The 26,337-nt window shown below is 36.3% G+C and carries 26 protein-coding genes; 8 read left to right on the top strand and 18 right to left on the bottom strand.

Going from position 1 to position 26,337, the window contains the following annotated elements:
* Window positions 1-59: 59 nt before the first annotated feature.
* The 4 genes from G9C87_RS09070 to folK all read right to left on the bottom strand — a co-directional run bounded on the left by G9C87_RS09070 (window position 60) and on the right by folK (window position 5,192).
* Window positions 60-1,961 (bottom strand): ATP-dependent DNA helicase RecQ, encoded by a 1,902-nt coding sequence (locus tag G9C87_RS09070; protein WP_172280294.1) that lies wholly within the window; start codon window positions 1,959-1,961, stop codon window positions 60-62.
* Window positions 1,962-2,038: 77 nt separating this feature from the next.
* Complete coding sequence (locus tag G9C87_RS09065; protein ID WP_172280292.1) at window positions 2,039-3,487, bottom strand: OmpA family protein; 1,449 nt, start codon at window positions 3,485-3,487, stop codon at window positions 2,039-2,041.
* 50 nt (window positions 3,488-3,537) lie between these two features.
* Complete coding sequence (locus G9C87_RS09060) at window positions 3,538-4,650, bottom strand: OmpA family protein (RefSeq protein WP_172280290.1); 1,113 nt, start codon at window positions 4,648-4,650, stop codon at window positions 3,538-3,540.
* Window positions 4,647-5,192 (bottom strand): 2-amino-4-hydroxy-6-hydroxymethyldihydropteridine diphosphokinase, encoded by a 546-nt coding sequence (gene folK, locus G9C87_RS09055; protein ID WP_306614077.1) that lies wholly within the window; start codon window positions 5,190-5,192, stop codon window positions 4,647-4,649. Before folK ends, G9C87_RS09060 begins: the two co-directional genes overlap by 4 nt.
* Between folK and sppA the strand changes: the two genes are divergently transcribed.
* Window positions 5,107-6,861: a signal peptide peptidase SppA gene (gene sppA, locus G9C87_RS09050; protein WP_172280287.1), complete on the top strand. Its 1,755-nt coding sequence runs from the start codon at window positions 5,107-5,109 to the stop codon at window positions 6,859-6,861. The genes folK and sppA overlap by 86 nt on opposite strands.
* 72 nt (window positions 6,862-6,933) lie before the next feature.
* On the opposite strand, the gene G9C87_RS09045 is transcribed toward sppA, so the two are convergent.
* The 7 genes from G9C87_RS09045 to rpmB form a co-directional block, all read right to left on the bottom strand.
* Entirely contained in the window at window positions 6,934-7,188 is a 255-nt protein-coding gene (locus tag G9C87_RS09045; RefSeq protein ID WP_089027653.1) for a GlsB/YeaQ/YmgE family stress response membrane protein, read from the bottom strand.
* Window positions 7,189-7,256: 68 nt separating this feature from the next.
* Window positions 7,257-8,210, bottom strand: coding sequence for a signal recognition particle-docking protein FtsY (ftsY, locus tag G9C87_RS09040; protein WP_172280285.1), 954 nt, complete (start codon window positions 8,208-8,210; stop codon window positions 7,257-7,259).
* A 10-nt stretch (window positions 8,211-8,220) separates the two neighbouring features.
* Complete coding sequence (locus tag G9C87_RS09035; protein ID WP_172280283.1) at window positions 8,221-8,694, bottom strand: RidA family protein; 474 nt, start codon at window positions 8,692-8,694, stop codon at window positions 8,221-8,223.
* A 111-nt stretch (window positions 8,695-8,805) separates the two neighbouring features.
* Window positions 8,806-9,750 (bottom strand): MBL fold metallo-hydrolase, encoded by a 945-nt coding sequence (locus tag G9C87_RS09030; RefSeq protein ID WP_172280281.1) that lies wholly within the window; start codon window positions 9,748-9,750, stop codon window positions 8,806-8,808.
* Window positions 9,751-9,854: 104 nt separating this feature from the next.
* Entirely contained in the window at window positions 9,855-10,007 is a 153-nt protein-coding gene (locus G9C87_RS09025) for a DUF4295 domain-containing protein (protein WP_002976755.1), read from the bottom strand.
* Window positions 10,008-10,027: 20 nt separating this feature from the next.
* The gene (gene rpmG, locus G9C87_RS09020) at window positions 10,028-10,210 is read right to left on the bottom strand and encodes a 50S ribosomal protein L33 (RefSeq protein ID WP_034683820.1); all 183 of its coding nucleotides are present in this window, start codon (window positions 10,208-10,210) and stop codon (window positions 10,028-10,030) included.
* Window positions 10,211-10,217: 7 nt separating this feature from the next.
* Complete coding sequence (gene rpmB / locus G9C87_RS09015; protein ID WP_007841810.1) at window positions 10,218-10,457, bottom strand: 50S ribosomal protein L28; 240 nt, start codon at window positions 10,455-10,457, stop codon at window positions 10,218-10,220.
* Between the two features lie 239 nt (window positions 10,458-10,696).
* Here rpmB and G9C87_RS09010 point away from each other — a divergent pair, with 239 nt between their 5' ends.
* Window positions 10,697-12,409: a T9SS type A sorting domain-containing protein gene (locus tag G9C87_RS09010; protein ID WP_172280280.1), complete on the top strand. Its 1,713-nt coding sequence runs from the start codon at window positions 10,697-10,699 to the stop codon at window positions 12,407-12,409.
* A gap of 149 nt (window positions 12,410-12,558) precedes the next feature.
* Here the strand turns inward: G9C87_RS09010 and lnt are convergent, their stop codons facing one another.
* From lnt to G9C87_RS08985, 5 genes are all read right to left on the bottom strand, one after another.
* Entirely contained in the window at window positions 12,559-14,193 is a 1,635-nt protein-coding gene (gene lnt, locus G9C87_RS09005; protein WP_172280278.1) for an apolipoprotein N-acyltransferase, read from the bottom strand.
* A 126-nt stretch (window positions 14,194-14,319) separates the two neighbouring features.
* Window positions 14,320-15,123, bottom strand: coding sequence for a pyrroline-5-carboxylate reductase (gene proC, locus G9C87_RS09000; protein ID WP_172280276.1), 804 nt, complete (start codon window positions 15,121-15,123; stop codon window positions 14,320-14,322).
* Window positions 15,124-15,180: 57 nt separating this feature from the next.
* Entirely contained in the window at window positions 15,181-16,194 is a 1,014-nt protein-coding gene (gene murB, locus G9C87_RS08995; protein WP_172280274.1) for a UDP-N-acetylmuramate dehydrogenase, read from the bottom strand.
* Window positions 16,184-16,681, bottom strand: coding sequence for a hypothetical protein (locus G9C87_RS08990; RefSeq protein ID WP_172280272.1), 498 nt, complete (start codon window positions 16,679-16,681; stop codon window positions 16,184-16,186). The genes murB and G9C87_RS08990 overlap by 11 nt, the downstream gene beginning before the upstream one ends.
* Window positions 16,682-16,689: 8 nt before the next feature.
* Window positions 16,690-17,895 (bottom strand): pyridoxal phosphate-dependent aminotransferase, encoded by a 1,206-nt coding sequence (locus tag G9C87_RS08985; RefSeq protein WP_172280270.1) that lies wholly within the window; start codon window positions 17,893-17,895, stop codon window positions 16,690-16,692.
* 291 nt (window positions 17,896-18,186) lie between these two features.
* On the opposite strand from G9C87_RS08985, the gene G9C87_RS08980 reads away from it, so the two are divergent.
* From G9C87_RS08980 to G9C87_RS08955, 6 genes are all read left to right on the top strand, one after another.
* A complete protein-coding gene (locus G9C87_RS08980; RefSeq protein ID WP_172280268.1) occupies window positions 18,187-19,974 on the top strand; it encodes a T9SS type A sorting domain-containing protein in 1,788 nt (595 codons plus the stop codon).
* Between the two features lie 124 nt (window positions 19,975-20,098).
* Window positions 20,099-20,554, top strand: coding sequence for a DUF1801 domain-containing protein (locus G9C87_RS08975; RefSeq protein ID WP_172280266.1), 456 nt, complete (start codon window positions 20,099-20,101; stop codon window positions 20,552-20,554).
* Window positions 20,532-21,182: a YiiX/YebB-like N1pC/P60 family cysteine hydrolase gene (locus tag G9C87_RS08970; protein ID WP_172280265.1), complete on the top strand. Its 651-nt coding sequence runs from the start codon at window positions 20,532-20,534 to the stop codon at window positions 21,180-21,182. Before G9C87_RS08975 ends, G9C87_RS08970 begins: the two co-directional genes overlap by 23 nt.
* A gap of 158 nt (window positions 21,183-21,340) precedes the next feature.
* On the top strand, window positions 21,341-21,652 hold the full coding sequence (locus tag G9C87_RS08965; RefSeq protein ID WP_172280263.1) for an NIL domain-containing protein: 312 nt from the start codon (window positions 21,341-21,343) through the stop codon (window positions 21,650-21,652).
* A gap of 113 nt (window positions 21,653-21,765) precedes the next feature.
* On the top strand, window positions 21,766-22,320 hold the full coding sequence (locus G9C87_RS08960) for a LemA family protein (protein ID WP_172280261.1): 555 nt from the start codon (window positions 21,766-21,768) through the stop codon (window positions 22,318-22,320).
* 3 nt (window positions 22,321-22,323) lie between these two features.
* Complete coding sequence (locus G9C87_RS08955) at window positions 22,324-24,252, top strand: DUF2207 domain-containing protein (RefSeq protein ID WP_172280259.1); 1,929 nt, start codon at window positions 22,324-22,326, stop codon at window positions 24,250-24,252.
* 69 nt (window positions 24,253-24,321) lie between these two features.
* Here the strand turns inward: G9C87_RS08955 and murA are convergent, their stop codons facing one another.
* Together murA and G9C87_RS08945 are read right to left on the bottom strand one after the other, a co-directional pair.
* Window positions 24,322-25,629 carry a UDP-N-acetylglucosamine 1-carboxyvinyltransferase gene (murA, locus tag G9C87_RS08950; RefSeq protein ID WP_172280257.1) on the bottom strand — a complete coding sequence of 436 codons (1,308 nt, stop codon included), beginning with the start codon at window positions 25,627-25,629 and terminating at the stop codon, window positions 24,322-24,324.
* A complete protein-coding gene (locus tag G9C87_RS08945) occupies window positions 25,630-26,289 on the bottom strand; it encodes a DUF4290 domain-containing protein (protein ID WP_172280255.1) in 660 nt (219 codons plus the stop codon). It lies immediately after the preceding gene.
* Between the last annotated feature and the right edge of the window lie 48 nt (window positions 26,290-26,337).

The raw sequence follows: 26,337 nt of genomic DNA, 5'->3' as shown, positions 1-26,337 counted from the left end.
GAAATATTAATTTTTATCATTAATACATAAATACATAACTACATAAATACATTTTTCAACTAAGCCAAAGCATACGTCCTGAAATTCAACATTTTTACTTTTCCGGAGTCCAATAGAAAAATTAGGTTTTCTAAGATGTTCTCTTTGGAATGATAACTCAGCTGGATGGAAAGCTCTTCAATAGTAGCGGGTCTCTTAGCCAATAATGTTATCAGCTGAGTCGATATATTCTTTCCAAAGATGGTTTGTTTATTCTTTTCGCAAATAGAACATTGCCCACAGGTTTTTGAATTTTTCTCTCCAAAATAGGACAAGATAAGCTTCATTTTGCAATAATCTTTGTTTTCTACATAAAACTTCATCTCCTCCCATTTTTGGATTTTATTTCTTTGAATATGTTCAAAAAGCTTCCAGTAGGCGCCATTGATGGTTCTTTCATCCCGGGGTTTTAAAAACTTAATACTGGATAGGGCTCCGTCTACATATTCGAGATAATTTTTTTGCTGAAGTTCTTTAAGACGTTCCTTTATTAAAGGAATTGCAATTCCAATTTTGTTGCTTACATTTTGTTCACTGAACATTACTTTATGAGTTGTTATTCCTGATACAGTGCGTAGCATAAGCTCGATAAAGTAAGCATCTTTTTTAGGAAGCTGATCTATTTCATCCGCCTGTATCAGCAACTCAAGTGAAGATAAACTTTTGTTGTCGTTGTGATAGATGATTTCCTGGTTATGAAGAAAGTTCAGAACGTTTTTAATCTTGGCAACAGATAATTTTGTAAAATTCTGAATACCATTCATGTTCAATTGAAATACTTTTTCAGGAAGTTCATATTCGGCAACCTGAAAAACTGAGTAAAGGTAACTGATGATCTTCAGAAACTCTGCTTTGTTAGGAATCTGATTTTTTAATATCTGTTCAAAATTTACAATTTCCTGTTGGTTCCATAATAAATATGCAAAACTATCCTGCCCGTCTCTTCCTGCCCGTCCTATTTCCTGATAGTAATTTTCAAGCGATGGAGAAGGGGAGTAATGAATTACAAACCGGACATTATCCTTATCGATTCCCATACCAAAGGCATTAGTTGAGATCAGAACATAATCATTACGGGTGTTCCATAAATGTTGTTTAGCATTTTTTTCTTTTGTGGATAATCCTGCGTGAAAGTAATCTACATTTTTCAGCTGATTCCTGTGCAGAAATTCCGTAAGCAGTTCAGCTTCTTTTCGGGTACGGACATATATAATTCCTGAGTCATTATTGTACTTTAAAATATCATAAATCCGCTGGTATTTATCGGACACTTCTTCAGTAAAGATCCGTATATTTTCTCTTTTAAAACTTTTTTGAAAAACTACAGGATTGATCAATCCCAGCTTTATCTTTATTTCTTCTAAAACTTTTGGGGTAGCAGTAGCAGTTAAAGCAAGGCATGGGATGTCGGGATTATTTTTTCTGAATTCCTTTATATTCTGATAGCTTGGACGGAAATCCTGTCCCCATTCCGAAATACAGTGTGCTTCATCTACAGCAATAAACGAAAGCTGTATTTCTTCCATATTCTGGATAAACTGTCTGTTCGTTAATCTTTCCGGTGAAACGTAAAGCAGCTTGGTTAATCCGTCTTTGCATCGGTTAAAAATAACTTCTGCATCATAGTCATCAAGTTCCGAAGACAGATATTCCGCTTCAATTCCTCTGAATTTAAGCTGATTTACCTGATCCTTCATCAGGGCAAGCAAAGGAGAGATTACGAGGCATACACCTTCCCGGAACAAAGCCGGAAGCTGATAGCATAGTGATTTTCCCGCTCCTGTAGGAAGTAAAACCAGTGTATCTTTTTCGTTAATAATAGAATTAATAATTTCTTCCTGAGAATCTCTGAAACTATCGTATCCCCAGAAATATTTAAGGGTCTTATATTTTAACTGGTCAAAATCGCTTGAAGAAATCATGGCATAAAAATAAGGAAAGTATCACAACAAAAAAAGTCACGCAATGCGTGACTTTTGTATAATGAATAAATAGTTTATTATTTAGCCTCGAAGTAAACTCTTCTGTTTGCTCTGTTTTTCCATTCAGGGCATTTAGTAGCTGGTTCACATTCAGGATATTTAAGGTCTTTTTCACCTTTACCGATAGCATTTAACTTACCTGTCTGAACACCATTTTTGATTAAGTAATTCTTAACGTTATTTGCTCTTCTTTCAGATAATTTTTTGTTGTAAGCATCAGTTCCTCTTGTATCTGTTGCTCCAATTACGTTATAAGAACCAGTTGATTGATTGATATAAGTAACTGCATTGTTAAGGATTGGTGTATTTGAAGGTAAGATTCTGTCAGAATTTAAATCGAATTCAATTCCTTCAAGAGTTCTTTCTTCTTCTTTTACAGGTCCTGTAGTTGCTGTAGGACAACCGTTGTTTTCAACAGGTCCAGGAACAGTAACACACTTATCGTAAAGATCGATTACCCCATCAAGGTCTGTGTCAAGGGCAACACCTGCACCGTCCACTCTTGCTCCGGCAGGAGTATCAAGCTGTCTGTCCCAATCGTCACAAACTCCGTCATTATCAGCATCTCCTTTTTTACAAACTTCGATATCCTGGTTTTTGTTAGCCAAAACATCTAATTTATAATAGATTTCCTGTAATGGGTCATGCCACATTAAATGAGACTCGTGTTTTCCTAATTTTAAAGAAACCCCTAAAGTAGCATTGAAGAAATTATCAGATGTTCCTTCTTCTCTTTGGTTGATTGCACTGTATGGTGCACCTCCACCGTCGAAAGAATCATCACCTGTAACTACATACATTACCCTACCTTCGATGTCTAAGCTTCTGTTTACTTTGAATTTAAGACCTGCTCCGGCTTGTCCAAACAGAGAGTTGAATTTAAAAGGTTTAACTTCTGTCATTAGCTTTTGCCCAGAAGGATCTTTTAAATAAGCTCTATATGCTAGAGTACCGATACCTGCATACCCGTGAAGCGCCCATCTGTAAGTTGAGTGATTATCAACTCTTCTTAATAAATTAGAGAAGTTAACATCCCCCAAGATTGAGATCGCATCGTATTGAGTTCTTGCACCAATTCTGTCTCTTACAGCTAAATCAGTAGGAGCTGAATTTTTTGTGTTGAAGAATCCTTGTCTGGTCTCTCCTCTGTCGTATTGTAAGTTAATACCAAAAGCATGAGTAATAGCTTTATCGATACTTACATATGCAGAATATCCGAAAAGATTTTTACCATTACCATTTTTGATAGATGTTAAATCCGCTGATTGCATTAATGGTACCCCGGCACCAAATGAAATCGCCCAGTCGTTGAATCTTTTAGACTTCTGTGTAAAAGGGGATACATTGGCAGAACCCGAAGAAAATGTATTAGGATATTCTCCTTTTGAAACTGCCGTTGAGTCTTGAGCAAAAGAAGCTGTTGGAACAGCTAATGCTAATGCTACAATTGCTAAACTTAATTTCATAGTGTATTTTTTTTATTTAGTTAATTAAATGATTTCTTTAGTCGTTGTGATTACTTTCCTGTCGGACAACCGTTGTTTTCAGCAGGTCCCGGAACTGTAACACATTTATCATACAAATCAATAACGCCATCAAGGTCCATGTCTAATGCAACACCAGCACCATCTACTCTTGCACCGGCAGGAGTATTAAGTTCTCTGTCCCAATCGTCACAAACTCCGTCGTTATCGTTGTCTCCTTTTTCACAAACTACAAGATCAGTTGTCGCTTTTTCTAGCTCTTCTGTTCTGTAATAAGCTTCCTGTAAAGGATCATGCCATGCCAGATGCGACATATGTTTTCCTAATTTAAAGGATACCCCTAAGTTTACAGTCCACATATTATCAGATCTTGATTTGTTGATCATGTTGTACTTAGATACTTTAGATGCAGGATCATAATCAGCAGGTCCGGCATTACCTCCACCGTCGAACTCGTCATCACCACTGATGATATACATTGTTCTGGCTTCAATATCGATAAGTTTTGAAACGTTATATTTCACTCCAAACCCGAATTGGTAGAAAATAGAGTTGATGTCTATATCCTGTTTGATAAATAAAGGAACTCTTCTTGGAGCATTACTCCATCTGAATTCGTTGTTGTCATGCAGGGAAGTGTTATATCCCATAACACCAATTCCCCCATATCCATGGAAAGCCCATCTGTATGGAGAATGATTATCAACTCTTCTTAATAGATTTGAGAAATTTACATCCCCCAATAAAGCTATCTGATCGTATCTTGTGTTGGCTACACCCACTCCAGCAGCTACACCGGCAGCACCGGCTAATTTAGCTTTTTGATTCGTTTCTCCTCTCTGGTAGATAAGGCTTACCCCAAAAACGTGAGAGATCTGTTTGTCCAAACTGATATATGCATTGTATCCCCAATTGATCTTTCCATCATAAAATGAAGTAAGATCGGCATGTGGCATAAATGCAGCACCTCCACCGATTGATATAGACCAATCGTTAAATCTTCTTGCCTTATTATCAAAAGGCTGAACATTAGCGGAACCCGAGGAGAATGTATTAGGGTACTTGTCCGACGAATTTACTGTAGTACTGTCCTGAGCATAAGTAGCAATAGGCAGCGCGGCCAATAATAATAAACCTAATTTCATACAATATGTTTTATGTTTTGTTTGATAACATCATTTAATAATACTCTGGAAAATTCCCTTTCATAAAGATGTTTGGTATGAGGGATTTCCAACCTTTCTGATATAAATTTTAACTCATCATACTTAACAATATCAATATCAATAATGCGGTCTTTATAACCTCCAGAGGATTTTGAATCGCTAGTTCTTCCCATTTCAAATTCAATACTTTTAACAAAATCAAGCAGTTGAATAGGCGAAAGATGTGTGCGTATTATTGTTGCAATATTACAAAAAATATTAGAACTAACAAACTCTACGGGGTCAGATGTTAAAAAAATGCTAATATTTAACATTTCAATTCCACCGGCTTTTAACATTTCAATAGCCTGTTCTATATTTTTTTTTCCATCCCCAAGGTTACTCCCTAGTAACAAAACTACCTTATGTTGCGACATATTAAAAAATGATTGATATATGAAAAGTTTTTTTAAAAATGTTTTAGCAAATATAGTGGCAATTGTCATACTATGTGCTGTATTTTTCTTCTTTTTTATAGTCATGCTGGTATTTAGTTCTATGAGTAGTGATAAATCGGTAGTGGTAAAAAAGAACTCAGTTTTAACGATCAATTTAAAGACGATCATAATTGATAGCCCTACTGAAGAACAAACGGGTGTATTTAATATAGGAAATCAGAATAAAAGCATTTTAATATATGAAGCTTTAGAAGCCATTGAAAAAGCTAAGACGGATGACAATATTAAAGGAATCAGTATTGAGGCGGATGATCTAAATGCGGGAATTACGCAAATCGACGATTTAAGGAACGCGATACAGGATTTTAAGAAGAGTGGAAAATTTGTGTATGCTTATGGAAATGCGGCTTCACAGTCATCTTATTACCTGGGATCTGTAGCGGATAAATATTTTCTGAATCCTTCCGGTATGATCGAATTAAAAGGATTGGCTACAGAAGTTACCTTTTTCAAAGATTTTGCGGATAAATACGGAATCGGAATTGAAGTGATCCGTCATGGAAAATTTAAATCTGCAGTAGAACCGTTTTTACGAAATGATATTTCTCCAGAAAATAAAGAGCAATTAAGTACTCTTCTTAACGATCTGTGGAAAAATACATCTTCGAAAATTGCAGCATCAAGAAAAATTGATTCATTACAGTTTAAGACTATTGTTGATAGTTTGTATGGTATGATTCCTGAACAAAGTCTGAAGTATAAACTGGCAGATCAGCTTATTCAGAAAACGGAATATGATGAGCTTATTAAATCTAAGCTAAGCTTAAAAGAAAAAGATAAGCTGAACAAAATTTCATTAGGAAAGTATATCAACTCTTATTCTGATGATGAAAAATCAGGAGATAAAGTAGCGGTATTGTATGCTTCCGGTTCTATAAACAATGGAGATGGTTATAATGAAATTTACTCTGAAAAATACATTAAGTATATTAAGGATCTTCAGGAAAATGATAAAGTAAAAGCAGTTGTATTCAGGATCAATTCCCCCGGAGGAAGTGCTAATGCATCCGATGAGATCTTGTTTGAGCTTCAGCAGCTAAAAAAGAAAAAACCACTGATTGTTTCTTTTGGTGATTATGCCGCGTCAGGAGGGTATTATATTGCAATGGCTGCAGATAAAATTTATTCTGAACCTAATACCTTGACGGGATCTATCGGAGTTTTTGGAGTAATTCCTTATTTTAAGGATATTGCCAATAAGAATGGAATCCGATCAGATATTGTCGCTACGAATGCCAATTCGCAATATTATTCAGGTTTGAACGGTGTAACTCCATATGGTGTAAGTATGATTACAAAAAGTGTGGAAGGAACATATAAAAGATTTGTACACTTTGTAACCCAAAACAGAAAACAGACATTTGAGCAGATCGATAACATTGGTGGCGGAAGAGTATGGAGTGGTTTAAGAGCTAAACAAATCGGTTTGGTGGATGAATTGGGAACATTAAATGATGCCGTGAAATTTGCAGCGCAAAAAGCCGGATTGAAATCTTATAATGTAGCTTCTTATCCTAAGAAGATGTCTCCTTTTGAACAAATATTTAAAGACCTGAATGAAGATGATATTTCTGCAAGAGTTATCAAAAGCAAAATAGGTAAAGCCAATTATGAAATTTTACAACAGATTACAGAAGAGAAGCTAAGATCTGAAGTAAAAATGGAAATGCCTTATCAGATAAAGATCAACTAAATTATTATATTGTTTTAAAAAAGACCGGCTTGAATTTCAAGTCGGTCTTTTAATTTTTGATAAAATATTTTTTTAGCTTTTCTTTGAGGCCATTCCAAAAATCCAAAGGACGATAAGTGAACCTCCCACTGCTAATAACATGCTTCTGAAGTCAAAGTTTTCAACTGTTCCCCAGCCGATTAAACTTCCAACAAATCCACCTACGAAAGCTCCAACGATTCCTAGTATAATGGTCATAAGCCAACCACCACCTTGTGTTCCAGGCATAATAAGTTTAGCTATTGCACCTGCGATAAGACCAAAAATGATCCAAGTTAAAATTCCCATAGTTTTAAATTTTAATTGTTAATATATATGAAATGTGTTTTGCAAATTCAGGAAGAATATGATATAAATCATCTCTTCTTGAAGAATGAGTCAACAAATTCCGTACCATTAAACAATTGCAAATCCTGCATTTTCTCCCCAACCCCTATGTATTTCACTGGAATCTGAAACTGATCAGAAATGCCTATAACCACTCCTCCTTTGGCTGTTCCATCTAATTTTGTAACGGCTAAAGCGTTTACTTCTGTGGCTGCTGTAAACTGTTTTGCCTGCTCAAATGCGTTTTGACCGGTAGAACCGTCAAGAACTAAAAGAATCTCATGAGGAGCATCAGGAATCACCTTTTGCATTACTCTTTTGATCTTTGAAAGTTCGTTCATTAAGTTCACTTTATTGTGGAGCCTTCCTGCCGTATCAATGATCACAACATCGGCTCCTTGGGCAACTGCACTTTGAACGGTATCAAAAGCTACGGAGGCAGGATCGGAACCCATTTCCTGCTTTACAATAGGTACGCCGACTCTTTCACTCCAAATGGTCAGCTGATCCACAGCTGCAGCTCTAAAAGTGTCTCCGGCTCCCAAAACTACCTTTTTGCCTTCCGACTTAAACTGATGGGCCAGTTTTCCGATAGTTGTTGTTTTTCCGACTCCGTTTACACCGACAACCATAATAACATATGGCTTTTTTGATGTATCAATATTTCCGGTTCCTGCATGCGGATTTTCGAGAAGTAAGTTGGATATTTCTTCACGAAGAATTTTATCGAGTTCACCTACATTCACATATTTGTCTCTGGCAACACGTTCTTCAATTCTCTGAATGATCTTGATCGTTGTGGATGCACCAACATCCGAAGCAATTAGTATTTCTTCGAGGTCATCTAATACTTCATCATCTACGGTGCTTTTACCGACTACGGCTTTTGTTATTTTTTCAAAGAAACCCTGGCTGGATTTTTCCAATCCTTTATCTAAAGTTTCCTTTTCTTCTTTTTTGAAAATATTTTTAAACCAACTCATAGTTCCGTTCTTATTTATTTTTTTTAATAACTGCAGTTGCTTCCACTTCGATAAGCACGTCATCTCTGAAGAGTTTGCTTACTTCCACAAGGCTGCTTACGGGAGGATTCTGAAGATGGATATACCGATCTCTGACTTTTCTGAAGTCTGGAGTCTTGGAAATATCTGTAATGAAAATTCCAAGCTTGATAATATCTTTCGTGGTTCCTCCATATTCTTTTAAAATGCTCTCGATATTTTTAAAGATTTGTTCCGTTTGCTTTTCTACGTTATCCATCCCTACTAAATTTCCTTTGGCATCCAGGGGAACCTGTCCGGATAAAAGGATCATTTTTGATGATCCGCAATCTATGCTTACAGATTGGGAGAGTCCTTTTATCGGGAAAACATTTTCTGAATTTTTATATTCTATATTATTCATTGTGTTTTGACTGAATGAAAAAAGGAACATTGACGTAAAAACCAGAACAACAATCTTTTTCATATCCAATTGTATTAAATCATCTGGTGAGCAAAGATAACAAAAAAACTTCCTGAAAGCTGTCTTTTTTGGCTAAGCTTATTACAGCGGTTTTAAAACATCATATATATGAAATTATAATGCTACAATATCACCCATTCTTGCAATATTATATCCGTTTTTAATGACAGTCTTAGTTTCGTTGCTCTCCGGATTTAATAGTTTATTGGTGTGATTAAAATGGATGAAATATACCCTCTTTTTATACTCCGTGCTTAAATTGTTAAACAATTGCATGCTTTCTTCAACGAGGGGATGAGGAATGGTTGAAATATCCCGGTTATTAAGCTCTGTGGCATTGTAAAATGTTGCATCAATAAAAGCGTAATCCACCTTTTTTATGAAGTCCGTAATATTGTATTTCCATTTCCCCCATTTATCAATATCAGGAATAAACAACGCTTTTTTTTCAGGACCTTCGATCAAAAAACCAACCGTTTCTGAAAACTCATCACGGTGAGGGACCTGAATAGGGGTGATTTTTAGATTAGGGCTTAAGGTAACAGGATGCTCATTTTGCATTTCGTTAACCACAATATTTTTTTGAGTCACCAATTGCGACCATGGTCCGTTGTTATTTAAAAATCCTGTTAATTTGGGCATTGCATAGACGGGAATATTTTGTGTGGATGCACCTTCTTTTCCCAGATACATTAAACCTGTATAATGTCCTATATGAGCATGCGTTATGAAGATCCCATCAATTATTTTTGGTGTTGTATGTTCTTGTTGCAGTAGTTGTAACTGAGAAGAAATATCAGGACTGGCATCAAGAAGATAGTTTTTTTGGTATTGATGATCCATTACTCCCATGGATATGATCTTTCGTTTTAAATCAGGATTTTTCCAAAGGTCTTTACAGCATTCTTTGTTGCATCCTAATTGAGGAGAACCTGCGTCCTGAACATTTCCTAATACAATGAGCTGTATTCCTGTTTTACTTTTCTCTGCTGTTGATGCTTTTCTACTATTGCAGCTAGCTATAAGTAGTAGGAATGTACATAAAATGAAATTTTTCATCAATATTTTTTTACTAAAATAAGTTGTTTTAACTTAAAATATGTAATAAGCAAAAAAACTACTCATATTTTGAGTAGTTTTTATATTGTAAATAAAGTAGGGGATTATTTTTTCAAATAACCATCAACTTCGTCTGCATTCATTACTTTTTCTTCGAAAACGTAAGCACCTGATTTAGATGACTTCACCATTTTCACAACTTTAGTCATTTTTTTTGACTGACCGCTTTGTAGGGTTGCTACTACTTTTTTTGCCATGGTAAATTATATTTTATAAATTACTTGATTTCTTTATGAAGAGTATATTTCTTAAGAACAGGATTATACTTTTTAAGCTCTAATCTTTCTGTAGTGTTCTTTTTATTTTTAGTAGAAATGTATCTAGACATTCCTGCCATACCGCTTTCTTTGTGCTCTGTACATTCAAGGATTACTTGAACTCTGTTTCCTTTTTTTGCCATGATTCAATTACTTTTTAATCAATCCGTTTCTTACAGCTCTTTCAAGAGCTTCTTCGATTCCAATCTTGTTAATCACTCTCAATCCATGAGCTGATACTTTCAGTGTTACGTGCTTATCTTGCTCCGGAAGGTAAAACTTCTTCTCCAATAAGTTAATTTCAAAACGACGCTTCGTTTTGTTATTAGCGTGAGAAACGTTGTTACCAACCATTGCACGCTTTCCTGTTATTTGGCAAATTCTTGACATATCTCGATGTTCTTATTTGTATAATATTTGAGGTTGCAAAATAACGAAGAATTTTTTAGATAGGCAAATCTTTTAGAAAATATTTACAAATAACATCTTGATTAATAATATTGAAGATTACCTTATATAACAGCTGATTCCTGACAGAGAGCGGGAACTGATATATTTCATGTAAAGATCATAACATTAGATAAATTTATCATATATCTTTGTTTTTAATTAATCTAAATAAAAATAACATGAAGAAGGTCTATGTTTTACTATCTATGTTACCGGTCGGTATAATGGCACAAAATTTTTCTGAAGTACAAACGGATATGAAGAATTTTTATTATTCATCCTGTGATGTGGCGGATATTAATGGAGATGGTTTTCAGGACATAGTCGTTAATGGAGCAATAGACACAGATGGAGATGGTAGTGCGGATACTTCATTCAATGAAATATATAAGAATAACGGTACTACAATGACTTCCTATGATAATCTGGGAGTAGATGTTACTCATCTGGGAGATATCAAATTTATTGATTATAATAATGATGGGCTTGCTGATATTATTTCTACTGGCTTAAGTTATATGGATATCGTTAATTACAAACATTACCGGTTCCGCAATACCGGTTCGGGATTTGTTAAGGAAGCTGAGCTTCCCGGTAAGGTATATGGTTCAATGGAAGTTTTCGATTTTAATCATGATGGCCGGCAGGATTATGCTATTAATGGAGCGCAATACATTAGCGGGACAGGTTTCGTTAATAAATTGGATTATTATCAGAATACAGGGAATGGATTTCTTTTGATTCCGGGTTGGATGGAAGGCACACAAAACAGCAGTTTTAAAATGGTGGATCTGAATAATGATCAGTTGCTGGATATGGTAATTTTGGGATATGATATCAATAGTAATCCGCTATTCAGGGTTTATCTCAATAATTCAGGGGTCCTTACCCTGTCTCAGACGCTTTTATCTTTAGCAAACGGAAAGCTTGAATTTGCCGATTTTAATGCAGACGGTTATCAGGATATTGTGGTAGCTGCTCAGGATGAAAATTATGAGGGATATCTTGGTGTGCTGATGAATGATGGTACCGGCCATTTTAGTCTTCAGCAACTTGACATTCCGGAGTTTTCAGAGCCATCCCTGGCAACAGGGGATCTGAATAATGACGGGTATTATGATTTTATACTGTCTGGAAATGATGAAAATAATAATGCTTTGGTTAAAGTGTTTTTATTTAATCCAGCCGGTCAAACATTTACTGAAAATATAACAGCAGGTTTACATACTTTGGGAGGCCCTGGTTTTGTGCATTTACTTGACTATAACAATGATCATCATCTTGATGTTGTATTGTCCGGATTTGATTGGGCAGATCCGGGAATGCCCTCATTAACTAAGATCTTCAAAAATGTTTCTGCGGAAACAAACCTAAAACCTTCGCCTCCTGTAAATCTGAATCTTACCAGAAACGGTAACAAATTTAATTTCTCATGGAGTGGAGCAGGTGATGATAAGACGCCTGTAAATGCTTTGCGGTACGAAATCAAAGTTGGAAAGACTCCCGGAGCTCATGATGTGGCCCGATATGTAATAACAACGTCCTCATGGTTCTTAGATCTTGACCCATCCATTCAGAATGTATATTGGAGCGTAAGATCAATAGATGCCTCAGGAGTATATTCAGATCCTTCTGCAGAAGGAACCTTGAGAACTCAGGATATTATTAAAGATGATGAGTTTTTAATATACCCTAATCCTGCTTCGGAAAAAGTATTTATTAAAGGAAAGCAAATTACTGATGTTGAAATGTATTCAGTAGACGGAAGAAAGTTGACTGTAAAAAAGAATGTGGATCAGTCTGTAAATCTGTCTGATTTCCCAAAAGGGATTTATTTTCTGAAAGTAAAAATAAAGGATCAATGGACTGCTAAAAAACTTATCATTAAATAATTGAACGTTTTATTAACCGGGAAAAACCAGATGTCCAGCTGGTTTTTCTTTTTATTGTTTGTATTTGTTTGTGTCGGATCTTCGATATATTAAAGCGGAGGGACGGCTATCGGGAAGCTCAAAAGCTTCCCGTTTTAGTCAATTAAATTTTATTTTTTTTGAAATCTGCTCTGAACTTTTTTAATTAAAAAATAGAAAAGCAAGAAGCCTAGTGCAAAAATCGAAATTCTTGATAAAAGGTCCCCTGTTCTTGTATAAAAAGTCTGTTGATCATACAGATTCACTTTCGCAAATAAAGTAGTTTTATCTCCGTAGAAAGTGTCGGCAACAATTTCTCCTCTTGCATCAATGTGTGCTGAAATTCCACTATTGGCTGCGCGGGCAATTTCTCTACGGGTTTCAATGGCTCTTAATTTGGCATAAGACAAAAGTTGCTTATGCCCTTCTGTAACACCCCACCAGGAGTCGTTGGTCATAATGGCTAAAAAGTTAGCCCCTTTTCTCACATAATCCGTAACAAACTCTCCGTAGATACTTTCATAACAAATAATAGGAGCCAGTTTTCCTTTATTGTAAGGGTTTGAAAAGGCTACCCTTTCTTTGTCTATACCCAATGATGCTACGGTTCCTCCAAGGTTGAGCATGGCATCTCCCAAAATAGGCTTTAAAACATTCATGTAGGGAAATATTTCCACACCGGGAACTAATTTGCCTTTGTGATAGACTTCTACTTTTTGATTGGGAATTACCTGAATGGCTGAATTGTAGCTGGAAACCCACAGTCCCCGATTGATCTGATAAGCTTCCTTAGGAAGATTGTTCTGATTCAGGTAAAAACGGTGCGAAGAAATTCCGGTAGCAAAAACAGAACCTTGATGTTTGGAGAGAAAGTCTTTTATGTTATTCAGAAGTACGCTTTTTTCAAAAGCAGTTTCCGAAATGGATCCTCTTCCCGGAAGTGCTGTTTCCGGAGCAATATAATAATCAATCTTACCTTTGGAGTTTCTCTCCGCAAGACCAAGAAGATCATTTTCTATTGTCAGGCTGTCCGTCGAATATTTTTCTGCATATGGATCAAGATCGGGTTGGAGTAATAAAACATTTACCTGGCCTGTCGGTTTTTCATCAAAATTATTATACTTAATTATTGAAATAATCATTGGAATGACGATTATAGCTACGGCAATCGATGTATTTTTGATAAGATCTTTTCTTTTGCGTCCTGCTTCCCAAGTCCTTATGGTATAAAAAATAAAAAGGTTGACGATCAGGATCCAGAAGCTGCCTCCTGTAGCTCCCAGGGTATCATACCACTGGATTAATTTCGGATAATCGGAAAATGCATTGCCGAGATTAAGCCATGGCCATGTAAGTTCCCAGCTCATATGAAATTTCTCAAATCCCATCCAGATAGCGATAAGAAATGCAAATCCCCAGTAGGTTCCCTGTGCATTTTTATACCAATGGTAACATTGGAACATCAGGGAGTATAAAAATGAATTGACGAGAACAGGAAATACAACGGCCAATAATGAATGACTGCCATCCGGGTTTCTTGAACCGTACAGCCATCCTGTTGTCACAATATTCCAGATCACAAAACATAGGTAGGAAAGTCCGAAAACTACCCAGCTTTTTCTGTTAAAGCTTGAAAATTTAGAAACGCCATGTTCCATCATAAGGAGAGGAACAAGAGCAAAGAAAATAAAAAACGGAATCCCGTAAGTTGGCCATGATATGGACAGCAGCATCGCTGAAATGAGCGTAAGTAGAACGTATTTCATTACATTAGATTAACATACAAATTTAATGTTTTTGAAATGAATAAATCTGCAATTGAGGGTAAAGAAATTGCAGAGGCTTATTATTATACCTCGAACACTATTTTTACTGTACCTTATGTAGTGGATTTAGCCGTTTAGTTCTTTAGCGCGATTTTCTGCATTTAGAATCCCTTTCCCGATAGCTTCCTTTAATCCTTTTTCTTCAAAAGTCTTTAGAGCTGCTTCGGTAGTACCTCCTTTCGAGGCAACATCTTTTATTAATTCTTCAAGGCTTTTTTCGGAGTTATTCATCAGATGGTAGGCGCCCAACATGGTTTGTTTAACGAAAAGTTTAGAGAGGTTTTCATCAATTCCCATTTCTACACCGGCTTTAATCATTGCATCAACAATGTAATAAAAATAAGCAGGACCACTTCCGGATAAAGCGGTTACACCGTCCAATAGTTCTTCGTCTTCCAAATAAACCGATCTTCCTGTGCTGTTGAGAAGCCTTTCAATAATAATAAGCTGGCTGAAAGAAATACCTTCCGCGGAGGTATATCCCGTAATGCCCATTCCTAAAAGAGTGGGGGAGTTAGGCATCGCTCTGACCACCATGCGATGGTTTAATAATTTCTGAATCTTCTGTATTTTAATTCCGGCCATAATGGATAAAATCATCTGATTTTCTTTAATAGTAAATTGAATCTTATCCACCACATTCTGAAAGTCCTGTGGCTTTACAGCCATAATAATAAGATCAGCATCCAGCTCCCTAACATCATCGAACGTAGAAATTTTTGAATGGGGAAATTCTTCCGATATTTTGGCAAATTTAGATTCGTTTCTTGTAATCAGATGCAGATCTGCAGGTTTTATCAACTCATATTTCAGGAAAGATTTTGAAAATGATAACCCCATATTTCCTGCTCCTAGAATGGCTATTTTCATATTGTGCTTTTTTTATTCTAAACGAAAATATTGTTTTTTGTAATTAGTTTTTCTATTTTATATGATATTTACTTCTCTCTCCAGCTCTATTCCAAACTTTTCCTTTACAGAGTTAATGATTAATGTGGAGAAATCATAAATTTCTTTTCCTGTAGCATTTCCTGTAGCGTTAATGATAACAAGCGATTGTAATCGATGTGAAGCTACGTTTCCTATTTGCTTACCTTTCCATCCGCATTGCTCAATCAGCCATCCTGCGGGAACTTTTACCTGATCTCCATTAGGATATCCCTGAATATTTTCGAATTTTAGTTTAAGGTCTTCAAACTGGGATTTCGGAATTGTCGGATTTTTAAAAAAACTGCCTGCATTTCCGATCAGTTTAGGATCTGGAAGTTTGCTTTGTCTGATATTGATCACAGCATTGGAAACATCCTGTATGGTAGGATTTTTAATGTTTAATTTCTCCAGTTCTCCTGTAATTGCACCATATTCAGTTTTGATGATATGATTTTTCGTTGTCAGCCTGAACGTTACGTCCAGAATCACATATTTTCCTTTTCCTTCTTGTTTGAAAATAGAATCCCTGTAGCCGAACCGGCACTGTTCCAGATCAAATATTTCAACTGCAAGGGTTTCCAGGTTCAGGACAGAGCATTGAACGAAGATGTCTTTTATTTCAGTTCCGTAAGCGCCGATATTCTGCATGGGAGAGGTACCCACATTTCCCGGGATTAAAGATAGATTTTCCAGTCCGCCATAATTATTATTCAGACAGTACATGACAAACCCATGCCAGTTTTCACCAGCATTTGCTGTTACCAGGATATTGTTTTCGTCCTGATTTTTTTCAGTTATCCCTTTCAGATTGAGAAGGATTACAAGACCATCAAAATCTTTTGTAAGTAAAACGTTACTTCCGCCGCCCAAAAATAAGAGCGGTAAAGAATGAGATCTTGAGAATAGGATTGCTTCTTTGAGCTCATCAATGGTTGTTACTTCTGTAAAATATTTTGCTTTCGCTTCAACGCCAAAGGTATTGTAGGGTTTTAGGGAAAAATTATCGTGCATAGGCTTGTTGGTATTCTTTAGGAAGAATCTCTTCTATTCTGTTTTTAAGAGTTTGCAGTTGGGAATAATGAATCGTGTCCTGATAAGCATTCACGTAGACATGTGCCTTTTTCGGTGTCCTGATCTGAAAAGTTTCGTCAACTCCATCTACCGATTGGGCGCTGGGAGAGCTTTTAATGCTGTTCAGGGTTCGTACGTCAAGACTTGAAACCAGATGCTTCCATTTGTTAGCATGCATTGAAGAGCTCCAGTATTGGTGTGTCTTTTTTGCTGTGGTGCCTTTTTCTAAGGAAATGGAATCTTTAGTAACTTTTATAATCCTGTAGTCTCCAAGAATGCCACCAATATTTGAAACGCTTATGAAAGTGATTTCATTAGGATTTTGTGGAACAGGAGCTTTTTTCTCCTTTTGGGAGCATGAAAAAAATGTCAGCAATAAAAACATTGAAAATAATATTCTCAAAACGAAATTTCTTACTGCTGACATTGTGTTATTTATAGATTGAACTCTAATTTATATTGTTTTAGTGCTTCTTTTAGAATTTCAACACTTCTTCTTAAATCCTGCTCTTTTAGTACATAAGCAATTCTTACCTGTTTTTTACCCAGTTCAGGATCGCTATAGAAACCACCTGCCGGTGCTACCATGATTGTTTCTTTATTGAGCGAAAACTTTTCCAGCAACCATTGAGCGAATTTCTCAGTGTCATCTACAGGAAGTTGTGCCACACAATAGAAGGCTCCTTTCGGTTTAGGACAGATTACTCCGGGAATAGCATTTAACAGATCCACCAAAACGTTTCTTCTGTGGGTATATTCCTCTCTTACCGCGCGGATATATGCTCCGTCATTGTGGTGTGCAGCTGTAGCTGCAATTTGTCCTAAAAGAACAGGACTTAATCTGGCCTGTGCAAATAGCATTGCTGCATCGTGTATTTTTTTTGAACGCGTAATCATACAGCCGATTCTTACACCACACATGGAATATCTCTTTGATTCTGAGTCTATAATGATGCAGTTTTCACTTAATTCCGGAAAAGAAAGCATAGATACCTGCTGTTTCCCATCATATACATATTCCCTGTATACTTCATCGGAAATTACAACGATATCATATTTTAAAGCAATTTCTGCCAGCTTCTGGAGCTCTTCACGGGTATAAAGGTATCCGGTTGGGTTTCCGGGATTGCAGATAACGATAGCTCTTGTTTTTTCAGTGATCTTTTTCTCGAATTCTTCAATTGGAGGTAAAGCAAAGCCTGTTTCTATAGTCGATGGAACAGCTACAACGTTGACATTGAATGTGCTTGCAAATCCATTGTAATTGGCATAGTAAGGCTCAGGGATAATAACTTCGTCTCCATCGTCACATAATGTGGAAATGGCAAAATTTAATGCTTCAGAACCTCCGTTGGTTACAATGAAATTATCAGGAGTGAGATCCGCAAACCCCAAAGAATGATAATAGTCTGTAAGTGCTTTTCTATATTCCAGGTTTCCTTCAGAAAGAGCATATTCCAATACTTTTAAATCAATATTTTTTAAAGCATTTAAAGCCGTTTCCGGAGTTTCAATATCCGGTTGTCCGATATTAAGGTGATATACTTTAATTCCTTTCTGCTTTGCTTGAAGAGAAAAAGGAACCAGCTTTCTTACCGGCGATGGCGGCATATGTTGTGCTCTGTTTGATATATTCGGCATTGTTTGAAAAATTTGTATGGCAAAAATAACACTTAATTTTTCAATATTAAAATTATAAGGAACACTATATAATTATATTTCATGCATTAAATTGTTCTTTGAGGTTAAAATCTATAATCCCCTGATTGTCTTTTCAATATTTATTTAATTTTAGTATTGATGATTGTTTTTAATTTTTATTTTAATTATTGTTGATTATGTATATTATAATATTAAATTATTATATATTGTTTAAATAAAGTTGTTTTGTGTTGATTTTTTTATAAATTTACTGAGCTAATGTTAAATACTATGAAAATAAATCTACTTTTTGGAGCATTAAGTACGTGTGCTCTGTTTTTCGGGTCAGATGCGATGGCTCAAAACTTTCAAACAATGCCTGTACAATCAGGATATACTGCAGATGTTATTGCGAATGGGATAGGTTCATCCATGACGTCTACAACAATGGATGTAGATGGGGTTTCCTTTGCATTTGTGGCAAGGGACTTCCAGCTTACTTCCTCAAGTACCCCTATTAATTATGGAATTCCTGTAAATGGAATTATCAATTCCGTAGTGGGAAGTACACCGGGCCTCAGCTATCAGCTGGGAGATCTAAGTGGAAATAACTCTTTAAGGCTTGCGACCATAGGCCAGTCCGGAACTTTGGTTTTTGGAACTCCCAAGGCGGCTTTTAAACTGTACATGCTTTCAACAAGTGGTAGTGGAACATCTACCGTAAGTGCTACGGTAACTTTTACAGATAATACTACTCAGGTATTTTCAGGCCTTGCCCTTTCGGATTGGTATGGGGGATCGAATTATGCCATCCAGGGAATCGGAAGGATTAACAGGACAAATAACGCATTGGAATCCAGTACGACAAATCCCAGATTATATCAATCCGTACTTACCATTGATGCGGCAAATGTTACGAAACCGATACAGAGCATAACCGTTGCGAAAAGTGCCGGCTCAGGAATTTCGAATATTTTTGCGTTTTCAGCGGATGCTTTCACAGATTGTTCGGCTCCGACGCTTCAGCCTGTAGGAACACTTACTTCAAATTCAGCGCAGGTTTCGTGGACAATTCCTCCGACAACAACAGCAGCAAGTTATGATGTGTATTACAGTACAACAAACACGCCTCCTACAAGTGCTACAACTCCGAATATTACGGGAGTTACCGGAACATCAACCACTATTGGAAGCTTGTCTTCATCAACAACCTATTATTATTGGGTGAGAACGAATTGTACAACGGCAACAAGCCAGAGCGGATGGTCAATTGGTGGTACTTTTACAACCTTATGCGGAGCAATGATACCTCCGTATACAAACACTTTTGATTCTATACCTGGAAATTGCTGGGCAAATAATCTTTCCGGAGGTACCCCTACAACAGGCCCTACGGGATCTACAACATATTGGGTGCAGGATGGATTTTTAAATGTAGGGACCACAGGTTCCATAAGAATCAATCTTTACACGACAAATAGCACAGGATGGCTAAAAACAGTACCATTTGATCTTTCAGCAGGTGGTTACAAAGTAAAATTTGATTACGGAGCAACAACCTATTCAGGAACTGCTTCTTCTCCAATGGGTTCTGATGATATAATACATTTTATGGTCTCCAATGATGGTGGAAGTACTTGGAATATATTGAAGACTTGGGATGTAAACAGCCCGGCTACTAATGTATCGACTAATTATTCTTATGATCTGGTAAGTAACACCAGTGCAAATACAGTCTTTGCCTTTTATGGAACGGACGGAACAGTAGATGATGCTCCGGATTATAATTTCTTTGTTGACAACTTTACGGTAGAATCTGCACAACTAAGCACTTCTGAAGTAAACGCAAACAAAAAAACGGTGAATGTTCATCCGAATCCTTTCAAAGATGTATTGTATATTTCAGATACCAAAGATGTTAAAGCTGTTACGGTTACGGATGTGGCAGGAAGGTTGGTGAAAACAATTGAAAATCCGACGAAAGAAATCAATTTAAATACATTGAATTCAGGATTGTATTTTGTGAATATTCAATTTAAAGACGGTTCAAAAACAACAGTAAAGGCTATCAAACAATAGATCCTTAATGTAGATTATAAAGAAAGGCAGTTATGAGAATGACTGCCTTTTTTTATTTGATATATAATGATATGAAGTTGTCTTTTAATTTTGTTATTTTGGAAACTGATAAAACTGAACGAATATGCAAATCCATACAACCTCTATAGAAGAGTATATCGCCCGGATTCCTGAAGAAAGGAAAGAGGCTTTTAAAAAACTGTTTGATGCTGTAAACAATAATTTACCCAAAGGCTTTAGTAGCAATACTGGTTATGGAATGGTAGGGTGGGGCGTTCCGTTGGAAACTTATCCCGCCGGATACCATTGTACACCCGGATCACCTCTTCCGTTTATCAGCCTGGCTTCCCAAAAGAATTTTATTGCACTCTATCATATGGGAATCTACTCGAAGCCGGATCTTCTGGAGTGGTTTGTTGAAGAATTTCCGAAGCATTCAACGAAAAAGCTTGATATGGGGAAATCCTGTATCCGTTTTAAAAAAATGGAGGATATTCCTTTTGAACTAATTGCTGAGCTAAGTAAAAAAATGACCGTCGAAGACTGGATTGAATGTTATGAATCAAATTTTAAAAAATAACCCGGTTTATCCTGTTGTATGCATTGTTCTTTTATTTCTGATATCAGCATGCAAAAGCATTAAAAATGGAGATCTTAAAAATGGGGACTTACTTTTTGTAACGGCAAAAGAGTCCGGTTTGTCGGGAGCGATCAATAATGTAACACAAAAGCAAAAAAATGCTTCTTTTGATCATATCGGTATTCTGAAAAAAGAAGGTAATGCATTTTTTGTATTGCATGCAGCGCCTGAAGGAGGATCTCAAAAACAGTCCCTTAAAAATTTTGTAAAGGCTCAGGTGAAGGATCAGCAAAATATTGTGGTGTACCGGCTAAAAGAGAATTATCAATATACCATTCCGTCTGCTATTGCTAAAGCTGAATCAATGATCGGGAAACCGTATAATTTCAATTATATTCTGGATGACAATTCCTATTATTGTTCGGATTTTATTGAAAGAGCATTTAGAGAGTATCATATTTTTAAGCTGGAGCCGATGACATTTATTGATCCTAAGACAGGAAAGATCAACCTGTTCTGGGAAGAATTCTATGAAAAAAAGAAACTGAAAGTACCTGAAGGAGAACCCGGTTGTAATCCTAATGGATTGGCTGCCTCAGATAAATTGGAAAGAATAAAACAGTTGTAAAAATAAGGAGAAGTGAAGAGCTTCTCTTTTTTTATGTTAAAATTGAAAAATATTAGTCTACTAATTTGGTGGACTAATATTTTTTTATATTTTTGCTAAAGATTTAACGCAATAAGAAAATGTGAAATCAAAGTAGTCTAACCAAAAAAAGTTGAGTGATGATAACACCAAATCCGAACCTGCAGGTTTTACAAAATAAAATTAACCTGCCAAAAAAAGAATTAATACTGGAAATAGAATTAAATGGCAAAATGAAGTTTGAAAACATTCTGAATGTCATTTATAACCAGTTCGGAATTTGTCACAGGGTGTTATCTGCCAATGTGGAATATATAGAGGGACGTAATTTTGGTTCAGTACAGTTGTACATTAATGCAGACTCAGATGATTGCCGGCAGCTTGAGCATTATCTGAATAAAAATAAACTTTTAAATACCAGTGTGGAGTATACCTGCAGGAAGTATTTTTAGGGGAGATTCATATAGTTTTAATTACGAAAGTGTTCCGGTTTACCGGGCACTTTTTTTTATGGTAAACAGTATCTGAAAAAATAGTACTTTTAACTACAATAAATTAAAAATCTATGACCATACTAATTATCATTGTCGCTGTAATTGTTTTGTTTCTTTTATATGGAGTTTCTATTTATAATCGTTTGGTGAAACTGAGGAACCTGGTTCAGGAAGGGTGGAGCAGTATTGATGTTATGCTTAAAAAACGTCATGATCTTATTCCGAACCTTGTAGAAACGGTGAAAGGATATGCAACCCACGAGCGTGAAACTTTAGATAGTGTTACAAGAGCGAGGTCTCAGGCTATAGGAGCTAATTCTGTTGAAGCTAAGGAAGCAGCTGAAAAAAATCTGAACCAAGCCATGATGAATCTTTTTGCCGTAGCTGAACAGTATCCTGATCTGAAAGCCAATACCAATTTTCAGCAGCTGCAATCGGAGCTTACTTCTATAGAGAATGATATTGAAAAATCAAGAAGGTATTACAACGGAACGGTTCGTGAGAATAACACGCTGGTAGAATCTTTTCCAAGCAATATCATTGCTAATATGTATAAATTTGAAAAATCTGCTTTCTTTGAATTACAAAATATAGCTGAAAGAGAAGTTCCATCTGTGAAATTTTAAGCAATGAAAAAAATTCTGTTGCTTTTTGTTCTGTTAGCATTTGTATTGGGTTTCAGTCAGGAAGAGCCCCGGCGTCCCGATCAAATGGCCATCGTAGAAAATACCGAAAAAATTCTCTCCTTTCATTCTGATATTGATGTCGATAAAAGTTCAGGTCTTACGATAACGGAAGATATCAAAGTTCATAGTCTGGGAGATCAGATTAAACGAGGGATCTATCGGGCATTGCCGCTTTCCAGAAATCTGAATAACAAAAATCAGAAAGTTAAGTATATCATCCTCTCCATTAAAAAAAATGGAGTAGAAGAAGATTATCATGACGTAATAGAAGATGGCTTTTTAAAAATATATGTTGGAAATAAAGACATTATACTGAGTCCGGGAGATTATGAATATGAGATCAGGTATAAAACAGAGAACCAGATCGGTTTTTTTGATAAATATGATGAGGTGTACTGGAATGTAAACGGAACCTATTGGGATTTTGATATTGATTCTGTTTCTGCTACAATTAACCTTCCGGAGGGCGCTAAAATACTTCAGAACTCCTGTTATACAGGAGCGTATGGCAGCAGTTCGCAGAACTGTACTGTAAAGGTTTTGTCTGATCGTTCGATAGAATGGACCGCGGCAGATCTTAAGTCTAATGAAGGGCTTACTGTGGCCGTAGGATTTAATAAAGGAGTGATGATTCCTCCTCCGCCACCCACTTTCTTTGAAAAGTTTGGAATTTTAATTGGTGGGTTTATCGTTTTTATCGGATTGATCTTCTATTATTACTCAACATGGAGAAAATATGGCGTGGATCCTGAAAAACCAATAGTTTATCCGCAGTTTAATGTTCCCGAAAATCTTTCTCCTGCTTCTTTAGGGTATTTGAGAAATGAGAATTTCAAAAATAAATATCTGACGGCAGCTATTGTCAATCTGGCCATAAAAGGATATGTTCAGATCATTGAAGGAGAAGATTCCGGAATTCTTGGTCTTTTCAGTTCAAAAATATTTACCCTTAAAAAATTGAAAGAAGCAGATGAGTCTTTACCAAAAGAAGAAATTAATCTCATGAATACGCTTTTTTCAGATAACATCGATACTGTAAAGTTTGATGGGAAATATGATTCCAGAATTGAAAGAGTGGTTACGAATTTTAAGGAAACGCTGAAATTCCAACATGATAAATTTGTCAATGAAGGAAATAACACAGGAAAATTAGTATTGCCTACTTTACTTATTACAATAGTGTATATGCTTGGATTATATATAAGTTATACTATTTATCCGGAAGCGGAAAAGGTTGTTATCGGAATTGCAGTGTATGTTATACTTTTTGTGGCATTTATTTTAGTTACATTTTTATTTAAAAGCCTTTCCTGGAAATTTCTGATTCCAATTCCATTTTGCATACTATTTGGAATAGGTGGCTTACTCAGTAACGGTCATGAAATAACTGAAAGCAGTAATTTCAATATCTGTTATATTTTCATTGCACTGGCATTTACTTCACTGATGATCTATCAATATCTGATCAAAAGGCCGTCAGAAGAGAAATTACAGAAAAAATCACTGATTGAAGGTTTCAAAATGTATATGGGAGCAGCGGAAAATGAACAGTTGAAATTCCATAATCCACCACAATTGACACCGCAGGTTTTTGAAACTCTTCTGCCATTTGCTATGGTTTTGGGAGTAGATGAAATCTGGGGTAAAAAATTTGATACCTTGTTGAAAAATATGGCTAACGGAACAGAATATGTTCATAGCTGGTATATTGGAAATTCTATAAATCATTATAGCTTTGGAAATACATTGAACTCGAGCCTTACCAAATCTATACAATCTGCATCTACACAACCTTCCAGTTCCGGAAGCGGATCTGGCGGTGGAGGTTTCTCCGGCGGCGGCGGCGGTGGCGGTGGAGGCGGCGGCTGGTAAACCAGGCCTTATAAAAAGAAAAAGCGTTCAGAGGTCCTGAACGCTTTTATATTGTAAACAAATGTTTTTTTATATTCTTTCAATATCCGCTCCAATTGCTTTCAGTCTTCCGTCGATATTTTCGTATCCTCTGTCAATCTGTTCAATATTGTGGATAATAGATTTTCCCTCGGCAGATAAAGCTGCAATAAGAAGAGCGTTTCCGGCTCTGATATCCGGGGAAACCATTGTTGTCCCACGAAGAGGAGCTTCCTGGTTAAGGCCAATTACGGTCGCTCTGTGTGGATCACATAGAATAATCTGCGCTCCCATATCAATTAACTTATCTACAAAAAATAACCTTGATTCAAACATTTTCTGATGAACCAGAATGCTTCCTTTCGCCTGTGTAGCAACTACCAGAATAATAGAGAGCAGGTCAGGAGTGAATCCTGGCCATGGAGCATCCGAAATAGTAAGGATAGAACCATCAATGAATTTCTGAATTTTATAATTTTCCTGAGCAGGAATATAAATGTCATCGTTGCTTTGTTCTAGCTGGATTCCCAATTTTCTGAAGGTATTAGGGATTACTCCCAGCTGATTCCAGTTTACATTTTTTATAGTAAGTTCGGATTTTGTCATTGCAGCAAGACCAATCCATGAACCTATTTCTACCATGTCGGGAAGCATCGTATGTTCCGTACCTCGCAGATGGGTAACTCCTTCAATCGTTAATAGGTTTGAACCTATTCCGGAAATATTAGCTCCCATTCTGTTCAGCATCTTACAAAGTTGCTGAAGATAAGGTTCACAAGCTGCATTGTAAATTCTTGTTTTTCCTTTCGCCAATACTGCTGCCATAACAATGTTTGCAGTACCGGTTACTGAAGCCTCCTCCAGTAAGATGAATTTCCCGTTGAGCTCCTTAGCTTTTAAAGAGTAAAAATATTCTTCTTCGTCATAGTGAAATTCGGCACCTAATTCTACTAACCCCTGGAAATGAGTGTCCAGTCGTCGTCGTCCGATTTTGTCTCCACCCGGAGTTGGCATATAAGCTTCACCATATCTGGCCAGCATAGGCCCCATAAGCATAATAGAACCACGTAATTTAGCACCGTCCTTTTTGAATTCGCTGGATTTTACATAGTCGAAATTAACGTGATCAGCCTTAAAAGTGTAATTTCCAGGCCCGTTTTTAGTGATTTTTACACCAAAATCGCCCAGAATTTCAATTAACCTGTTTACGTCGTGAATGTCAGGAATGTTTTTAATTGTTACCTCCTCATCAGTTAGTAAAACTGCACATAAAATTTGTAAAGCTTCATTTTTTGCCCCTTGTGGAGTAATTTCACCTTGCAGTCTTTTTCCTCCTCTTATTTGAAACGTTCCACTCATTTACTTTCTGTTTTTATGGTTGTTATTGTTATGTCTTCTCTTGTTGGTTTGATTTTTATTATTGCTGTTGCGATTACTATTGTTATTGTTGTTGCCTCGGTTGTTGGTATTGTAATAGATTTTACTTTTCTCCAGGGATTCTATACCTGTAAGGTCCAGTCTGTTTTCCGAAAGCTCTTTCAAATGACGGAAGATCACATCATCAGTAACATGCTCTTTATTATAAACATTGTAGGATTTCTTCATGTTGTTGGCAATCACTTCAATAAGAGCTTCTTTTTCGTCTCCGGCCTCAAGCTCTATAGCCTTTTCAATTAATTGAAGAATACTTTTTCCGTAAAATTTGAAATCACCCTGAAGTTTCGGGTATTCCATTCTCTTTGGCTTTTCTTCAAGCTGTTCTTTCGTCGGAAAAGGATAAGGAGAATCTACATCAAGATCATGATTGGCTAAAATGTAAAGATGATCCCAAAGTTTATGTTTATAATTTTCTTCGTCGCGAAGTTGTGGGTTTCTTTGTCCCATAAAATCGATGATTGCCATTGCCATTTCATTTCTCTCCTCTTTAGAAGGGAGTTCTTTGCAACGCTCAACCAACTGTTGTATAATTCTGCCGTATTCCGGCATATTAAGTTGCGTTTTTTGGGTGTTATATTCCATAATATGCAAATATATGGATTAAAAGAAAAATTGTGCCGATAATCTTAA

It is taken from the genome of Chryseobacterium sp. LAM-KRS1 (assembly GCF_013184525.1).
Taxonomy (GTDB): Bacteria; Bacteroidota; Bacteroidia; order Flavobacteriales; family Weeksellaceae; genus Chryseobacterium; species Chryseobacterium proteolyticum.
The sequence above is the reverse complement of the archived record's forward strand: the minus strand, read 5'-3'. Positions and strand labels throughout refer to the sequence as shown.

Excerpts from the sequence above, each read along its gene's own strand:
- rpmG (WP_034683820.1), bottom strand. The coding sequence starts at position 10,210 with ATGGCAAAAAAAGGAAACAGAGTTCAAGTAATCCTTGAATGTACAGAG.
- folK (WP_306614077.1), bottom strand. The coding sequence starts at position 5,192 with ATGACTATAAAAAAGAAGAAAAATACAGCACATAGTATGACAATTGCC.
- G9C87_RS09045 (WP_089027653.1), bottom strand. The coding sequence starts at position 7,188 with ATGGGAATTTTAACTTGGATCATTTTTGGTCTTATCGCAGGTGCAATA.
- G9C87_RS09070 (WP_172280294.1), bottom strand. The coding sequence starts at position 1,961 with ATGATTTCTTCAAGCGATTTTGACCAGTTAAAATATAAGACCCTTAAA.
- G9C87_RS09025 (WP_002976755.1), bottom strand. The coding sequence starts at position 10,007 with ATGGCAAAAAAAGTAGTAGCAACCCTACAAAGCGGTCAGTCAAAAAAA.
- G9C87_RS08990 (WP_172280272.1), bottom strand. The coding sequence starts at position 16,681 with ATGTCAGCAGTAAGAAATTTCGTTTTGAGAATATTATTTTCAATGTTT.
- murA (WP_172280257.1), bottom strand. The coding sequence starts at position 25,629 with ATGAGTGGAACGTTTCAAATAAGAGGAGGAAAAAGACTGCAAGGTGAA.
- G9C87_RS09010 (WP_172280280.1), top strand. The coding sequence starts at position 10,697 with ATGAAGAAGGTCTATGTTTTACTATCTATGTTACCGGTCGGTATAATG.
- G9C87_RS09065 (WP_172280292.1), bottom strand. The coding sequence starts at position 3,487 with ATGAAATTAAGTTTAGCAATTGTAGCATTAGCATTAGCTGTTCCAACA.
- murB (WP_172280274.1), bottom strand. The coding sequence starts at position 16,194 with ATGCACGATAATTTTTCCCTAAAACCCTACAATACCTTTGGCGTTGAA.
- G9C87_RS09035 (WP_172280283.1), bottom strand. The coding sequence starts at position 8,694 with ATGAAAAAGATTGTTGTTCTGGTTTTTACGTCAATGTTCCTTTTTTCA.
- G9C87_RS08970 (WP_172280265.1), top strand. The coding sequence starts at position 20,532 with ATGAATCAAATTTTAAAAAATAACCCGGTTTATCCTGTTGTATGCATT.
- G9C87_RS08980 (WP_172280268.1), top strand. The coding sequence starts at position 18,187 with ATGAAAATAAATCTACTTTTTGGAGCATTAAGTACGTGTGCTCTGTTT.
- G9C87_RS08945 (WP_172280255.1), bottom strand. The coding sequence starts at position 26,289 with ATGGAATATAACACCCAAAAAACGCAACTTAATATGCCGGAATACGGC.
- lnt (WP_172280278.1), bottom strand. The coding sequence starts at position 14,193 with ATGAAATACGTTCTACTTACGCTCATTTCAGCGATGCTGCTGTCCATA.
- ftsY (WP_172280285.1), bottom strand. The coding sequence starts at position 8,210 with ATGAGTTGGTTTAAAAATATTTTCAAAAAAGAAGAAAAGGAAACTTTA.
- G9C87_RS08985 (WP_172280270.1), bottom strand. The coding sequence starts at position 17,895 with ATGCCGAATATATCAAACAGAGCACAACATATGCCGCCATCGCCGGTA.
- G9C87_RS08965 (WP_172280263.1), top strand. The coding sequence starts at position 21,341 with ATGATAACACCAAATCCGAACCTGCAGGTTTTACAAAATAAAATTAAC.
- proC (WP_172280276.1), bottom strand. The coding sequence starts at position 15,123 with ATGAAAATAGCCATTCTAGGAGCAGGAAATATGGGGTTATCATTTTCA.
- sppA (WP_172280287.1), top strand. The coding sequence starts at position 5,107 with ATGAAAAGTTTTTTTAAAAATGTTTTAGCAAATATAGTGGCAATTGTC.
- G9C87_RS09060 (WP_172280290.1), bottom strand. The coding sequence starts at position 4,650 with ATGAAATTAGGTTTATTATTATTGGCCGCGCTGCCTATTGCTACTTAT.
- G9C87_RS08975 (WP_172280266.1), top strand. The coding sequence starts at position 20,099 with ATGCAAATCCATACAACCTCTATAGAAGAGTATATCGCCCGGATTCCT.
- G9C87_RS08960 (WP_172280261.1), top strand. The coding sequence starts at position 21,766 with ATGACCATACTAATTATCATTGTCGCTGTAATTGTTTTGTTTCTTTTA.
- G9C87_RS08955 (WP_172280259.1), top strand. The coding sequence starts at position 22,324 with ATGAAAAAAATTCTGTTGCTTTTTGTTCTGTTAGCATTTGTATTGGGT.
- G9C87_RS09030 (WP_172280281.1), bottom strand. The coding sequence starts at position 9,750 with ATGAAAAATTTCATTTTATGTACATTCCTACTACTTATAGCTAGCTGC.
- rpmB (WP_007841810.1), bottom strand. The coding sequence starts at position 10,457 with ATGTCAAGAATTTGCCAAATAACAGGAAAGCGTGCAATGGTTGGTAAC.